We start from the raw sequence: 12,332 nt of genomic DNA, 5'->3' as shown, positions 1-12,332 counted from the left end.
TCTTTAAGCGTATCAAGCATTTTCGTCGCGTCGCCACTCGATATGACAAACTCGCCCACAGCTACCTCACCTTTGTCTCCATCGTGTCTGCCTTCGGGCCGCTCTTAAATGTGAACAGGACCTAGTATGTTCGGGTCCTGTGGAACAGCCACCTGATCCAATTCACTTAGTCTGCGTTCTTCAACCTGAACTCGATATCTAACGTTCGCTTCGTCTTTTATTGAATGTCAAGTTGGCTGATATCGCCTTGTCGTCCTGCTTGAATTTCGCATTCCATAAGCTAAATTAAAGATCCTGAACTACCTGATTCGCTATCCAAACTGAAAAATAGAGCCGTCGTATGACCAACAATATACAGGTGGCGATTGACCAGGACGAGATATGGATATGAACCAAACGACTCGTAGTAGCGAAGTCCCGCTCGCCGACGCCATCGAGGACCTGCGTGCTGAACTCATGGATGCGCTCACACGCGGCAAAGACAGCGATCTGCATTTCCGATTAAAGCCCATAGAACTGGAAATGACGATCGGCATAACCAAGAAAGGCGAAGGAAAAGGAAGCATCAAGTTCTGGGTCGTCGAACTTGGCGGCTCCGGCTCCTACGAAAATTCGGCAACGCATCGACTTAAACTGGTTCTCGAACCTGTTACGGGACCAGACAACGCTGAGGCTCTGATCAGCGATGCAGTCAAAACCAACCCTCTAGAAAAGAAATGAGCGGACATGTCCACTCTGCTTTTAAATCGCGTCGCCGAAATTTATAGCAGCCCTTCCGGACTGTACGGAAGCGGCTTGTTACTAGGCGACGGTTACATCTTAACCGCACGACACGTGCTCGTGTCCGTAGACGATCCACGTGCCATCCTGAAGGCGAAGATATACGTACGTACCGTGGAAATGCGCAACAACAAGATTCAGATGGCTCTGGCCGAACCCGAGTGGCCAAGCCGAAAGGAACTCGCGGATTTCGACGCTGCTCGTGATTGCGACGTGGCGCTGATACGCATTCGCGCTGAATTGCTCAACGCTGGCGGCCTGCGCTTATGGAAGCGACCACTCATGCGCCTTCTCGGAAACGGAACTGAAGCGGACGGAGATCCGCCATCCGTAGCGCGCGTCAGCGCAGTTGGATTTCCAGTGTTTCGCGACAGCGGCGTGCGAGGACGTGACACGAAGCAATTGACTGGTATTTGCCAGACCGGCGACTATCTTGTTAGCAATGCAATCGGCATTCAGGAGGCTCGTCTCGACAGACTTCAAGAGGACCCTCGTCTTGCGGCCGCACTGGACTGGTCCGGTATGTCGGGCTCCGCAGTCTTCAGCGACGAGGAAAACGCCGAGGACAGCATTCCAGAACTTATAGGCATCTTTACAATATCTGTCAGAAACTGGCCATACGAGTTCAAGGCGGTACGCCTCGATCCCATGCTGCGTGATCCGCAAGCCAGCGCGATCCTTAAGCGCGCTGTGTCGCGTGATAAGAGCCGCGCCACCCAGGTCGATGTCTCAGCCGTACTCGGCGATGGCAATGCCACCCCGCCGGGCGCGGTACTCGAACCGCCCGCAATCCTCAATCGGGTCTGCCTACTCGATCGTAGCAGGCAGGAGGCCGATGTCATCCTCCGCTACAGCGACGCGAAACGCGGACTGTCGAACGATGCGTCAGGTTCGCCTCGTCCCAAGCCGTTAGTGCTCGTTCTCCCTGGCGCAGACCGCCCCGAGCACGCGCCCGATTTGCTGATCGAGCGACTGAGTAACTACACGATGTGCCAAAAGATTGCCTGGCCGGGAGACACCGTGGCAGCGGCCAACATCGTCTGGGGTTCTCCGGCCGACACGGCCGACGAGGCCGCGCGCTACATGCGCATGCAACTCTGGAACGCGATGCAGCAGCCATGGGACGACGAACCATTAGACGAAGACCAATTCGTTGAACAATGCATTGAGTTATGGCGGGACCAAACTCGTCCGCGGCTGTTTTGGTCATCGGACCTCACGCAGTCCGCACTCGGTCGACCGAGTGCGGCGGCTCTTCGTATTCGATCCATGATGGCCGCCCTGATGCGCGCGATCGAACGTCCCGCCGATGCCGAGCGACGGATACTGCGCCGCGCCCGCCTTCTCGGCCGTGCCGCGTGCTTGCTCGACGCTCGCGATGGCGGATGCCAGCGAGTAGTTATGCGCGAGACTGACGGCCATGAGCGCGTCGAGCGCCGGATCGCGATACGCGTGCCACCAGCCGCTTTGCACGGGCGCGGTGGTGCTTAGCGAAGTCGTGGCGAAAGCGGCTGGCACTGGCGTCGAAGGCCGACGATAGGCCGGCGTCATCGAACAGCCCGCGATGAACGCGGCGACGACACAGGCGGCAATCCGATGAACCATGACACGCTCTCTCGCAACGGGAATGCGAAACAGCGTAGCGAAGCAGCCCTGTCGGGCCGTTCGCGCGAAGATGAACTTTCGTTAACGCGGCGACATGAAACGCGATGCGCTTACGGCGCTTCGTCGCTGACCATGTAGCCCGCGCCGACGATGGTATGGATCAGCGGCTTGTCGAAGTCTCGATCGACCTTGCCGCGCAAACGATGCACATGCATGTCCACGATATTACCGCGCGGTTCGAAGTCGTAATCCCATGCGGCGTCGAGCAACATGGTGCGCGTGACGACTTGTCCCTGATGGCGCATCAGGCATTCGAGCAGCAAAAATTCGCGGTGCTGCAGGCGTATTGCGCGATGAGCGCGAGTCACGTTTCGCGATGTCGTGTCGATCGCCAGATCGGCGCAGGTCAAGGTATCGCCCGAGCGCGTGCCGTTCGCGCGGCGCGCGAGACCTTCGATGCGCGCGAGCAATTCCGCGAACGAGTAGGGCTTGGCCAGATAGTCGTCACATCCGGCGCGTATGCCATCCACGCGCTCATGCAGGCCGCCCGCCGCCGACAGCATGAGCAAAGGGGTTTCGATGCCTTCCGCGCGCAGCGCGCGTACCAGTGCGATGCCGTCGATTCCCGGCAGCATCCGGTCGCTCACGATCACGTCGTAAATCGGCTCGCGTGCATAGACGAGGCCGGTCGCGCCGTCATCGACTGCATCGACGATATGGCCGCTTTCCATCAGGCCGCGCAGCAGGAATTGACGCGTGCGTGTGTTGTCTTCGATGAGGAGAATGCGCATGCCCGAAGATTAAATTTATTTCATGTTCGCGCGAAATGCGTGAATGGGGCAGGGTGGCATACTGGCGTCTGCATTCATCGCGGCGTTTAGCGTAACGCAAATCGCAAAGGCCGATCACCTTGCGGGACAACATGCCAAACGTACTTGTCGTCGAAGACGACGCGCAAACGCTCGAGGAAATCGTCGAAGCGCTCACGGATCATGGTTGTACGGTGCAGACCGCGCAAACCGGCCGCGACGGCCTCTTGCTCGCCCTCGCGAACGAGTTCGACGTCATTGTGCTCGACCGCATGCTGCCGGGCGGCCTCGAAGGTTTGGGCATGCTGGCTTCGATGTGTCAGGCCAGCGTTCGCACGCCGGTGCTGATCCTGAGCGCCCTGTCCGCCGTCGATGAACGCGTGCGGGGCTTGCGCGCCGGCGGCGACGACTACCTGACCAAACCGTTGCGCTTCGGCCGTCACCAGTTGCTGCTTGACTTCGGCGCGCGTCAAACCGCTCGATTGCGCGAAAACCTGACCTGCGGCACCGAAAGACAGCGTCGCGAGAATGATATAGACGAGCTTCTTCATCGTGTTCACATTTGAGAAATTGAATTGAATGCGTTATTGCGCGGCCGACGCCGGCGCACCGCTGGCATGCGTCCCGGCAGACTCGCCGCCATACGCGATGCGATGCGCATCGATGGCGGCGACCTTCGCTTCCGCCGACATCAACGCTTGCGGATAGTCGCCGTCGTGCGTGCTCGGCCTGTATCCCACCGATTCGAGTTGCGCGAGTTCATGGCGCACGTCGGCGCGCGTCAAAGGACCGTTCGTCTGTTGCGCGAACACGGTCGCCGGTATCAGGCTGGCAGCGGCAAGCAAGCCGCATAGAAATGTCTTCATCGTTCCCTCACTCGACGGTTTCGGAGGGAGCTTGCGGTAGTGCAACTTGCCCTCCAACGTCGTTCGATTCGCGACGACGTTGAAGTCATTGTGCGATTCCGGTGCTGCCCGGAATCTGACGCGCTGATTACGATTTCGATATCTTGCGTGCGAAGCGTCAGGCACCCGCGCGATCGCTAAGTCGAGTTGCGCCAGGTTCGTGGCCCGTACTCCTCGTCATCGCGATCGCGCGCAACCTGTTTCGGTATCGTCGAAGAAAACGTTCATGCCATGCATGCGCGCAATCGCGCTGACGAGGCTCAGCCCCAGCCCGCTCCCCGGCGTATGACGACTCGCCTCGCCACGATAAAAGCGCCGGAATACCGATTCGCGTTCGGCAAGCGCGATGCCGGGACCGTCGTCGCGGATACGAATGTCCATGGTTCGCTTGTCGTGAAAGAGTTCGATCCGCACATTGCCGGATCGCGGCGCGAACTTGATCGCGTTTTCGGTCAGATTGGCGACGGCCTCGAAGAGCAGGCTCGCATCGCCGAGCATGTCGTATTGCGCGTCTTCGCTTTGATGCAGCGAGAACGAGATGTCGCGCTCTTCGGCGGCTGGCTCGTACAGTTCGAAGACATCGGCGGCGACGGTGCCGATGTCCACCTGATCGAAGTGCTCGCGACGCGCGCCGCTTTCGATCTCGGAGATACGAAGCAGCGCGTTGAACGTGCGTAGAATGCCGACCGACTCTTCGGCCACGTCGCTCAGCGTCGCGCGATAGTCCGCCTCGCTCATGCGCCGGCGCTGCGCCCGTTCGAGGCTGGCGATCAGACGCGTGAGCGGTGTCCGCAAATCGTACGCGATGTTGTCGCACACGCCCTTCACTTCGTGCATGAGGCGCTCGATTTCATCGAGCATGCCGTTCACCACGCGGACCAGCCGGTCGAGGTCGTCGTCCCTCGCGTGAACCGGCAAACGGCGGCTCAGATTGCCCGCGACGATCTCCTGAATCGACGCCGTGACCGCATTGAGACGTCGAATCGAACGCGCGCCCACCAGCACCGCGCCAAGCAGGGCGATCGACACCGTCAGCACGCCCGCGATCAACAACACGCGAAGCAGTTCTTCGTCGAAGTGATCGAGTTCGCGCGTGTTCTGGCATTGCAGCGCGACGCGCGTCGGGCAAGCGCAAGGCGATGCAGCGCGCGGGCGGATCGCGCTCGAAGCCCGATAGTCTGAGCGGAAATGGCTTGTCGAAGAAAAGAATGGCTGGACGGTCGCCCGGATAACCGCCCGCAATATGCGCGCCTTGCGGATCGAACAGTCCGAACGGCCGCTGATGACGCGTGTCGTAGCGATTCTGTTGATCGAAGCGCATCGCGAGATCGGACGACTGTTCGCGCCGCAACTCGGCGTGTTCGCGCACGAGCCAGTCGTCGATGCGTTCTCGCTCGAAACCGGTGATCGCCACATAGAGATAAATGAACAGCAGCAAGGTCGCCATCCCGAACAGCGCGAGAAACGACGTCGCGAGCCTGAAGCCCGACGTGCGATGTAGATCAGTCAGGCGCACGCAGTCGATACCCCAATCCGCGCACCGTTTCGATCATCGGCGCATGGCCGGTCTCATCCAGCTTCTTGCGCAAGCGGCTGATGTGTACGTCGATGACGTTTGTCCGCTCTTCCAGCCGATAATCCCACACCGCCTCTAACAGCATGGTGCGACTCACGACCTGTCCCTCGTGTTGCATGAGATATTCGAGCAGCCGGTATTCGCGCGGCAGCAGCGGGACCGCGCGTCCGGCGCACATCAGTTCGCGCTTGAGCAGATCGAGCCGGAGCGGGCCGACGTGGTACACCTGCGCATCCGGCGCACCGTCGCGGCGGCGCATGATGGCGTCGAGCCGCGCGGTCAGCTCGATGAAATCGAAGGTCTCGTGCCCAGCAGCGGCACGCAATATTCGCCGAATGCGCGGACCATCGCGCACAATCGCGCGATTTATGCGGAGCAGCATGAAGGCGACAGCGCCGCGCAATCGGGCTATGGCGGCGCGACGGAAGGGCAGCAGTCGAAGTGAGCGGCGCAAACGGCGCCGGTTTTTCCGGCGTCGTTTGCGTTCGCTTCATCAATCGAACTTGACCAGATCCTTGAAGATCAGTCGACCCCAGCTATCGCCGCGTCCCTGAACCAGTAAGCCGCCATCCGCAAGCCCGCCGAGTTCGATCGGCGCGAAGCCGAGCTTTTCCGCCAGCGCGCCGATTTCCGCTGCGGCGCCGTCATCGTCGCTCGATAGAAACACGACGCGCCTGCCGCCGTGTACGGCCGGATGCTGTCCGAGAACCGTCGCGCCCAAATGGTTGAAGCACTTGACGAGTCGCCCGCCGGGAAAGGCCCGCGCGACGAATTGTGCGGGAGGCAGTCCATCCATTTCCTCGGGAGGCGTGCCGTAGGCATTGGTCACATCGACGATGATTTTCCCCTGCCACGACGGCAGCGCCTTCGCGACATCCGCGTGCGATGCGAACCGGACCGCCAGGAAGATGACGTCCGCCTTCACCGCGTCCGCCAGTTTTGTCGGAATGATGCCGGGTCCGATTGCGGCAGCATCGGACGCGAAGCTTTCCGGATCGCGCGTCGTCGCGACTAACACTTCGATGCCTCGACGGGCAAACGCCCTGGCAAGCGCGTGACCGATCTTGCCGAAGCCGATAATTGCGTAGCTCATCTATTTCTCCTTCGGTTTGCAACGCCCGGCACGCGTTTGGCCGGGCGTCGTGCATCAGAGTTGCGCCAGGCCGCCATCGACGGCGACTTCGCTGGCGGTCATGAAACTGCTGTCCTGCGAGGCGAGAAAGGCCGCCACCGCGCCGATCTCCGCCGGATCGGCCATGCGCTGAAGCGGATTGAGCGAGGCGAAGGCCTTCATGCCTTCCTCGCCTAGCGCTTCCTTCGCGAGTTCGGTCGCCGTCGGCCCGGGCGACAGCACGTTCACGCGGATGCCGCTGCCTTTCAGGTCCTCCGCCCAGGTCCGCGCGAGGTTGCGCACCGCCGCCTTACTCGCGCTGTAGGCGCTGAAAGCGGGCGCGCCCGTGGTGCCCGCGCTCGATCCGGTCAGGATGATCGAACCGCCTTCGCGCATCAGCGGCAGCGCCTGTTGAACCGTGAAAATCGCACCCTTGATGTTGGTATCGAAGATTTCGTCGATGTGCTCGCCGGTGATCTCGCCGAGCCGAAGCTGGCCGCCCGCGCCGGAATTGGCGAACACGATGTCGACGGTTCCGCGCTCGGCCTTCACCGCCGCATAAAGCCGATCGAGGTCGGCGAGATCTGATACCGAGCCCTTGACCGCGCGCGCATTGGGCCCGAGTTCGGCGACAGCGGCATCGAGTGCCTCCTGCCGTCGACCGAAGATAAAAACGAACGCGCCCTCGTCGATAAAACGCTTCGCCGCGGCCCGGCCGATGCCGGTAGCGCCACCGGTGATCACAGCGGTCTTTCCATTCAATCTGTTCATGTCATGCATCCCTGGAAACAAAAGCGACGAAATAGATTCTGGAGCCCTTGATTCATGAAGACAATTGACTAAAGATGGATCAATGCCATCTACTCTTTAGATACCCATGCTCGACAACGTCACCATCAATCAGCTTCGGGCGTTCGTCGCCGTCTGCGATCAGGGAAGCTTTTCCGGCGCGGCACGGGAACTGAGACGCGCGCAGTCGGCAATCAGCCACGCGATCGCCGCGCTCGAAAGTGCCTTCGATGTCGCGCTATTCGAGCGCAACGCGCGCAAGGCGACGCTGACGGCCGCGGGCCGCAGCCTTCTGCCCGACGCTCGCGGCGTGATCTCGCGCACCGAGGAAATGAAAATGCGCGCGGTGTCGATCGCCGAATCCGGCGTGCCGCAGGTCTCGATTTCCGTGGATACGTACTTCCCGCGCGCGCACCTGATCGAATGCCTGCGCACGCTGCAGGCGGACTTTCCGACCGTTGCCATCAACCTGCGCATGACGACGATGCAGGGCGGCGAGCGTCTGGTTCTCGACGGCACGTGCGCGTTGGCGGTGACGATCACGGACGTGCCGGAGTTGAGCACCGCTGCCATCGAAAGGCTGCATCTCTGCGACGCGCAGATGGTGACCGTCTGCGCGCCATCGCATCCGCTGGCGGCCATCGCGGGACCGATTCCGCGCGAGGAATTCGGCCGCCATATCCAACTCGTCGTTACCGACAATCAGCCCGACGCGGACGAGACACAGCAGGGCGTCGCCGGCGAACGCCAATGGCGCGTGAATGATCTCGGCGCGAAGCACGATCTGCTCAGAGGCGGCTTGTGCTGGGGCCACATGCCACGCCATATGGTGGCGGACGATCTCGCGAACGGAACGCTTGTCGAACTTCGAAGGCGCGCATGGCACATGCGTCCGCTTACGTTCATGGTTTCGCAGCGGCGCGGATACGCGTTTTCCGAATGCGAGACGCGGCTGGTCGAGCTTCTCGGCAATCCCGCGAAGTGTCCGAAGGATTCGGGGAGAAAGTCTGCGAAATCGAAGAAATGATCGCGTCGTTGGGCGCAACCGATTAATGCAAAATCTGCATCGCAGATACCGCGAATTTGCTTCAATCGTCCTTGATTAGTGTCAATAGAATCACGTCAGATGCTCGAAAAGAAAGCATCCACAAGTCCAAATAACCGGAGACAGACGTGAATCTTCCCCAACAGGCAGTGGACGTCAAAGCGTTCATCGACGGCCGGCCGCTCAGTGTCCGGCAGATACTGATCGTCGTGCTGTGCTTCTTTATCGTGGCCGCCGACGGCATCGACGTCGCGATGATGGGCTTCATCGCCCCGTCGATCGTCCACGACTGGCAACTCGCCAGAGCCACGTTCGGCGTCGTCATGAGCGCCGCGCCGCTCGGCCTCGTGTTCGGCGCGCTGATCGCCCCGCATTGAAGCGCACAATATCGAACGTATAGTTGCCGCCGAAGGAATACGCCTGGTCCGTGTAGCCAAGGTGATTCGTGTGGTTGTAGAACCCCGACAGGTTGAACGCGCCGCCGTTGTATCCCGCCGCAACCTGATAATTCGATTGAGTCGGAAAGGTGGTCGTGTTTCCGAACGCATAGCCGGCGCTCAGATAGAGACCGTTGCCGAAGAGTTTCTTCCACGCGACGCTGTTGCTCGAACGCGTTCCCGTGGCGCTCGCGGAATAGAAGATCAACTGCTTGAAGTTGTTCGAGTTGGTCCAGCCGCCCTCTTCCGTTCGCAGATGCGCGCTTCCATACGGATCGCCATAAATCGCGGCTGCGTCGCGTGCAATCGTGTTCTGGAAGCCGACAGTGATCTTGCCCAGCATGTTGTCTTGCAGGCCGACCCACGCGTAGCGATCGAAGATCTGCCCCGGGTCTTCCATCTGGCCATCGCTCACGCGGTATTCGCTCTCCAGTCGAAAGATAATCTTCGAACCGCTGCCGATATCTTCCGCCCCCTGAACGCCCCAGCGGCTTCCGCTAAACCAGGGTTCGCCGCCATTTCCCATTCCCACCACATGATTGCCGGCATCGTCCGCATGCGTGATATAGCTCGGCACGCTCAAATCCAGCAACCAGTATAACTGCACGCTGGACTGCGCGTGCGCACTTCCGGCCAACAGGGCCGCCGCCGCAAAAGCGATGTGTCGTGTTTTCAAATCCGCCTCCGAAAATCTTTGTGTAGGAATCAGCTTCGTTCGACTGGCTGCCTTTATTCGCTTGAGATGACGATATAAAAGACAGGAGCGATGCTAACTTTCCAATTCCTTCACTTCGGTATCATGGACTGCTCAGGATCGTAAGGACATTCACCGATATCGTGACTAGTTCTCGCGTTCGCGCAACATGTAGCCCAACCCCCGCAAGGTCATGATGCTGGCGCGCGATTCCACCAGATGCTTGCGCAGCCGATGCACATAGAGATCGACCGCATCCACGCTCGCTGCTTCTTCGAGTCCGAAGATGCTCTCCATCAGCAAAGACTTCGATACCGTTTTGCCCTGGCGAAGTATCAAGGTCTCGAGGATCGCGTGCTCGCGACGCCTTAAGGCAAGCACTTTTCCATCGTGCCTGAATTGCCTGCTGTCGAAGCGGTATTCGAGATCGCCACAAAGCAGATGGGTCGCGGCTTCCGGATTTCTTCGACGCACGAGCGCCTTGATTCGCGCCACGAGCTCTCTTGCGTCGACGGGCTTGACGACGTAATCGTCGGCACCCGCCTCGAAGCAACTGACTTTGTCGTCGATCGAACCGTGGGCGGTCAGCATCAGAACGGGAACAGTGTTCCCTCGACGCCGCATGAGAGAAAGAAATTCCTTGCCGCTCATCGACGGCAGACGCATATCGAGAAGGATCACGTCATAGCACTGCGAGCGTGAGATCGGCAGCGCCTGTTCGGCGTCGGATACATGATCGATAAAAAAACCTTCCGACGTCAGAAGGCTGACGATCCAGTGCGCCAGTTTCCCGCTATCCTCGACCAGCAGCAGTTTCATCGTCTTTTCCTACATGCTTCCACGCGGGCAATCGGACAGTCACCGTCAGACCGGCTCCTGCTTCTCCGGGACCAAGCTCAGCATCTCCGCCATGAAGCCGGGCGATTTCCCTCACGATGGATAAACCGAGCCCCGTGCCGTCCGCCGAAGTCGACGCCCTGAAAAATCGCTCGAATACGCGCGAGCGCACGTCTCGGCTAATTCCCGGTCCGTTGTCGATCACGCGCAGCACGACCTTATCGCCGTCATCAGAGACGTGTGCCGTGACACGTCCGCCCTCTTGCGTGTAGCGGATGGCGTTATCCACGAGATTCAAAACAAGCGCGGCGAGCAACTCGGAATCGCCCTCAACGTTGGCATTGCCATTGAACTCCGCGCCGAGGTCGATGTTGCGTCTTTGCGCGGCCACGATCAGATCCTCGAGAACGGATGCGACGACCGTCGGCAGGCTCGTCTTTCGCGGCGTAAGTCTGGGCATCGATTCCGCCTGCGCCAGCATAAGCAGTTGGGCGGTTATCTTCTTCATCTTCTCAGCGGTCCGTCGCGCGCCGGTCAAGGCCATCCAGGCTTGCGCGTCGTCGCGGTCCTCGTGCGTGGCGTATTGCAGTTGTGCATCGAGAAGCGACAAAGGCGTACGTAGTTGATGCGCAGCGTCGGCAATGAACTGGCGTTGCCGATCCGCATTGAGCCTCAATTGCGCGATGCATTGATTGATCGCCTGAACGATCAGCTTCACGTCCTGGGGCAAGCGTTCGGCACGCATCGGTTCGATCTGCAACGGCTGACGACCCGCGACATCGTCCCGCAGTTTCATCAACGGACGCAATTCGACCGCCAGGCCCAACGGAATAAGCGCCGCGACGAAGGCGAGCATGATGCACTCGCGAATCAACTGAGGGCGCCAGAGTTGCGCCACCATGCCTTCGCGCGAAGCCTGCGTTTTTCCGACGACGACCGTCACACGTTCGGCTTGTCCGGAGTCGTAGAGCTCGCGCGAAAACGCGACGGCGCGAATGGCGTGGCCATTCAGCGTTGTCTCGAAGAACACGGGCTCGAAGCCGAGTCGAACCGGCGTCGGCAAATCGGGCGTTCCCGTCAGCAACCTGTTTCGCCCGGTGACGACCTTGTAGAACACCTGATCCTGATAAGGCGACGCAAAGAGTTCGAGCGCCGCCGGCGGTATCGTGGCGCTAAGCCCGCCGTCCGCCCATTCGATGTCCTCGATGATCGTCCGGGCCGACGACAACAGCGCCGTATCCTGCATCAATCCCGCTGTTTGACGCGCCGCTTCGTACGATGTCCACGCCGTCACCAGCACGAACGTGGCAAGTGGAATCAAAAGCCAGCAGAGCAAGCGCGCGCGAAGGTCCACCTGAAACGTCGCTACACAGACGCTCCGCAGCAAACGGGCGATCCATCGTCGCGGGATGTCCGTTGCATCTGCAACGATGCGCGTGTCATTCGCTCTTGCCGTCCAGACTTTGCGCATCGTGCTGATTTCCCCCGAACATGCGCGTCCTGGCTTCAGACTAAAAATAAACTCTTGCCTTGATCGGCTGCATTCACCCGGTCACGCCTAATGCCGAAATTTTATTCGCGCTTACCCTTCTGCCTTCTTTCAGCACGCGCATTTTTCGCTAGGTCCTGCTCACATTTAAGAGCGGCCCGAAGGCAGACACGATGGAGACAAAGGTGAGGTAGCTGTGGGCGAGTTTGTCATATCGAGTGGCGACGCGACGAAAATGCTTGATACGCTTAAAGA

Annotated in this window: 15 protein-coding genes and 3 pseudogenes; 8 read left to right on the top strand and 10 right to left on the bottom strand. The window is 60.0% G+C overall.

Translation table 11 applies throughout. The features are described 5' to 3' along the window. From BVER_RS32700 to BVER_RS30390, 3 genes and pseudogenes are all read left to right on the top strand, one after another. Positions 1–125 (top strand): annotated as a pseudogene (locus BVER_RS32700) (IS5/IS1182 family transposase); the annotation flags it as partial. Positions 126–381: 256 nt separating this feature from the next. Then, positions 382–720: a trypco2 family protein gene (locus tag BVER_RS19470; RefSeq protein WP_050454704.1), complete on the top strand. Its 339-nt coding sequence runs from the start codon at positions 382–384 to the stop codon at positions 718–720. A 6-nt stretch (positions 721–726) separates the two neighbouring features. After that, positions 727–2,271: a trypsin-like peptidase domain-containing protein gene (locus BVER_RS30390; RefSeq protein ID WP_083452263.1), complete on the top strand. Its 1,545-nt coding sequence runs from the start codon at positions 727–729 to the stop codon at positions 2,269–2,271. Positions 2,272–2,495: 224 nt separating this feature from the next. Here BVER_RS30390 and BVER_RS19455 read toward each other — a convergent pair whose 3' ends face one another. After that, positions 2,496–3,176: a response regulator transcription factor gene (locus tag BVER_RS19455; RefSeq protein WP_050454701.1), complete on the bottom strand. Its 681-nt coding sequence runs from the start codon at positions 3,174–3,176 to the stop codon at positions 2,496–2,498. A gap of 131 nt (positions 3,177–3,307) precedes the next feature. Between BVER_RS19455 and BVER_RS36520 the strand changes: the two genes are divergently transcribed. Further along, positions 3,308–3,760: a response regulator gene (locus BVER_RS36520; protein WP_232316673.1), complete on the top strand. Its 453-nt coding sequence runs from the start codon at positions 3,308–3,310 to the stop codon at positions 3,758–3,760. An 18-nt stretch (positions 3,761–3,778) separates the two neighbouring features. Here the strand turns inward: BVER_RS36520 and BVER_RS19445 are convergent, their stop codons facing one another. Both BVER_RS19445 and BVER_RS19440 read right to left on the bottom strand, forming a co-directional pair. After that, positions 3,779–4,060: a DUF4148 domain-containing protein gene (locus tag BVER_RS19445; RefSeq protein WP_050454700.1), complete on the bottom strand. Its 282-nt coding sequence runs from the start codon at positions 4,058–4,060 to the stop codon at positions 3,779–3,781. 216 nt (positions 4,061–4,276) lie between these two features. Beyond that, positions 4,277–5,341, bottom strand: a complete 1,065-nt coding sequence (locus BVER_RS19440) for a sensor histidine kinase (protein WP_050454699.1) — start codon at positions 5,339–5,341, stop codon at positions 4,277–4,279. A gap of 40 nt (positions 5,342–5,381) precedes the next feature. Here BVER_RS19440 and BVER_RS34265 point away from each other — a divergent pair, with 40 nt between their 5' ends. Continuing rightward, on the top strand, positions 5,382–5,600 hold the full coding sequence (locus BVER_RS34265; RefSeq protein WP_232316672.1) for a hypothetical protein: 219 nt from the start codon (positions 5,382–5,384) through the stop codon (positions 5,598–5,600). Position 5,601: 1 nt separating this feature from the next. On the opposite strand, the gene BVER_RS19430 is transcribed toward BVER_RS34265, so the two are convergent. Continuing rightward, positions 5,602–5,901 carry a winged helix-turn-helix domain-containing protein gene (locus BVER_RS19430; RefSeq protein WP_232316671.1) on the bottom strand — a complete coding sequence of 100 codons (300 nt, stop codon included), beginning with the start codon at positions 5,899–5,901 and terminating at the stop codon, positions 5,602–5,604. Here BVER_RS19430 and BVER_RS32690 point away from each other — a divergent pair. Then, entirely contained in the window at positions 5,893–6,120 is a 228-nt protein-coding gene (locus tag BVER_RS32690; RefSeq protein WP_198155307.1) for a hypothetical protein, read from the top strand. The two genes, BVER_RS19430 and BVER_RS32690, sit on opposite strands and share 9 nt — an antisense overlap. Before the next feature lie 48 nt (positions 6,121–6,168). On the opposite strand, the gene BVER_RS19425 is transcribed toward BVER_RS32690, so the two are convergent. Then, on the bottom strand, positions 6,169–6,768 hold the full coding sequence (locus BVER_RS19425; RefSeq protein ID WP_050454697.1) for an NADPH-dependent F420 reductase: 600 nt from the start codon (positions 6,766–6,768) through the stop codon (positions 6,169–6,171). Between the two features lie 54 nt (positions 6,769–6,822). Further along, positions 6,823–7,557 carry an SDR family NAD(P)-dependent oxidoreductase gene (locus tag BVER_RS19420; protein ID WP_050454705.1) on the bottom strand — a complete coding sequence of 245 codons (735 nt, stop codon included), beginning with the start codon at positions 7,555–7,557 and terminating at the stop codon, positions 6,823–6,825. A gap of 106 nt (positions 7,558–7,663) precedes the next feature. On the opposite strand from BVER_RS19420, the gene BVER_RS19415 reads away from it, so the two are divergent. Next, complete coding sequence (locus BVER_RS19415) at positions 7,664–8,602, top strand: LysR family transcriptional regulator (protein ID WP_050454696.1); 939 nt, start codon at positions 7,664–7,666, stop codon at positions 8,600–8,602. Between the two features lie 146 nt (positions 8,603–8,748). Then, positions 8,749–8,997 carry a hypothetical protein gene (locus BVER_RS19410; RefSeq protein WP_157056136.1) on the top strand — a complete coding sequence of 83 codons (249 nt, stop codon included), beginning with the start codon at positions 8,749–8,751 and terminating at the stop codon, positions 8,995–8,997. On the opposite strand, the pseudogene BVER_RS19405 reads toward BVER_RS19410, so the two are convergent. From BVER_RS19405 to BVER_RS32685, 4 genes and pseudogenes are all read right to left on the bottom strand, one after another. Beyond that, positions 8,987–9,733 (bottom strand): annotated as a pseudogene (locus BVER_RS19405) (porin); the annotation flags it as partial. The gene BVER_RS19410 and the pseudogene BVER_RS19405 sit on opposite strands and share 11 nt — an antisense overlap. Positions 9,734–9,898: 165 nt before the next feature. Beyond that, on the bottom strand, positions 9,899–10,570 hold the full coding sequence (locus tag BVER_RS19400; RefSeq protein ID WP_050454694.1) for a response regulator transcription factor: 672 nt from the start codon (positions 10,568–10,570) through the stop codon (positions 9,899–9,901). Continuing rightward, on the bottom strand, positions 10,545–12,059 hold the full coding sequence (locus BVER_RS19395; protein ID WP_083452260.1) for a sensor histidine kinase: 1,515 nt from the start codon (positions 12,057–12,059) through the stop codon (positions 10,545–10,547). Before BVER_RS19395 ends, BVER_RS19400 begins: the two co-directional genes overlap by 26 nt. Before the next feature lie 148 nt (positions 12,060–12,207). Then, a pseudogene (locus BVER_RS32685) lies at positions 12,208–12,332 on the bottom strand (IS5/IS1182 family transposase); the annotation flags it as partial.

Origin of the sequence: Candidatus Burkholderia verschuerenii (assembly GCF_001189365.1) — a bacterium.
GTDB lineage: Bacteria > Pseudomonadota > Gammaproteobacteria > Burkholderiales > Burkholderiaceae > Caballeronia > Caballeronia verschuerenii.
Note: the sequence above shows the minus strand (reverse complement) of the source record. Positions and strands in the feature narration are given on the sequence as shown.

Bases quoted from the DNA above. Each gene is read 5' to 3' on its own strand.
- BVER_RS19400 (WP_050454694.1), bottom strand. From the start codon at position 10,570: ATGAAACTGCTGCTGGTCGAGGATAGCGGGAAACTGGCGCACTGGATC.
- BVER_RS19470 (WP_050454704.1), top strand. From the start codon at position 382: ATGGATATGAACCAAACGACTCGTAGTAGCGAAGTCCCGCTCGCCGAC.
- BVER_RS30390 (WP_083452263.1), top strand. From the start codon at position 727: ATGTCCACTCTGCTTTTAAATCGCGTCGCCGAAATTTATAGCAGCCCT.
- BVER_RS19415 (WP_050454696.1), top strand. From the start codon at position 7,664: ATGCTCGACAACGTCACCATCAATCAGCTTCGGGCGTTCGTCGCCGTC.
- BVER_RS36520 (WP_232316673.1), top strand. From the start codon at position 3,308: ATGCCAAACGTACTTGTCGTCGAAGACGACGCGCAAACGCTCGAGGAA.
- BVER_RS19420 (WP_050454705.1), bottom strand. From the start codon at position 7,557: ATGAACAGATTGAATGGAAAGACCGCTGTGATCACCGGTGGCGCTACC.
- BVER_RS19395 (WP_083452260.1), bottom strand. From the start codon at position 12,059: ATGCGCAAAGTCTGGACGGCAAGAGCGAATGACACGCGCATCGTTGCA.
- BVER_RS19445 (WP_050454700.1), bottom strand. From the start codon at position 4,060: ATGAAGACATTTCTATGCGGCTTGCTTGCCGCTGCCAGCCTGATACCG.
- BVER_RS19425 (WP_050454697.1), bottom strand. From the start codon at position 6,768: ATGAGCTACGCAATTATCGGCTTCGGCAAGATCGGTCACGCGCTTGCC.
- BVER_RS19455 (WP_050454701.1), bottom strand. From the start codon at position 3,176: ATGCGCATTCTCCTCATCGAAGACAACACACGCACGCGTCAATTCCTG.
- BVER_RS34265 (WP_232316672.1), top strand. From the start codon at position 5,382: ATGACGCGTGTCGTAGCGATTCTGTTGATCGAAGCGCATCGCGAGATC.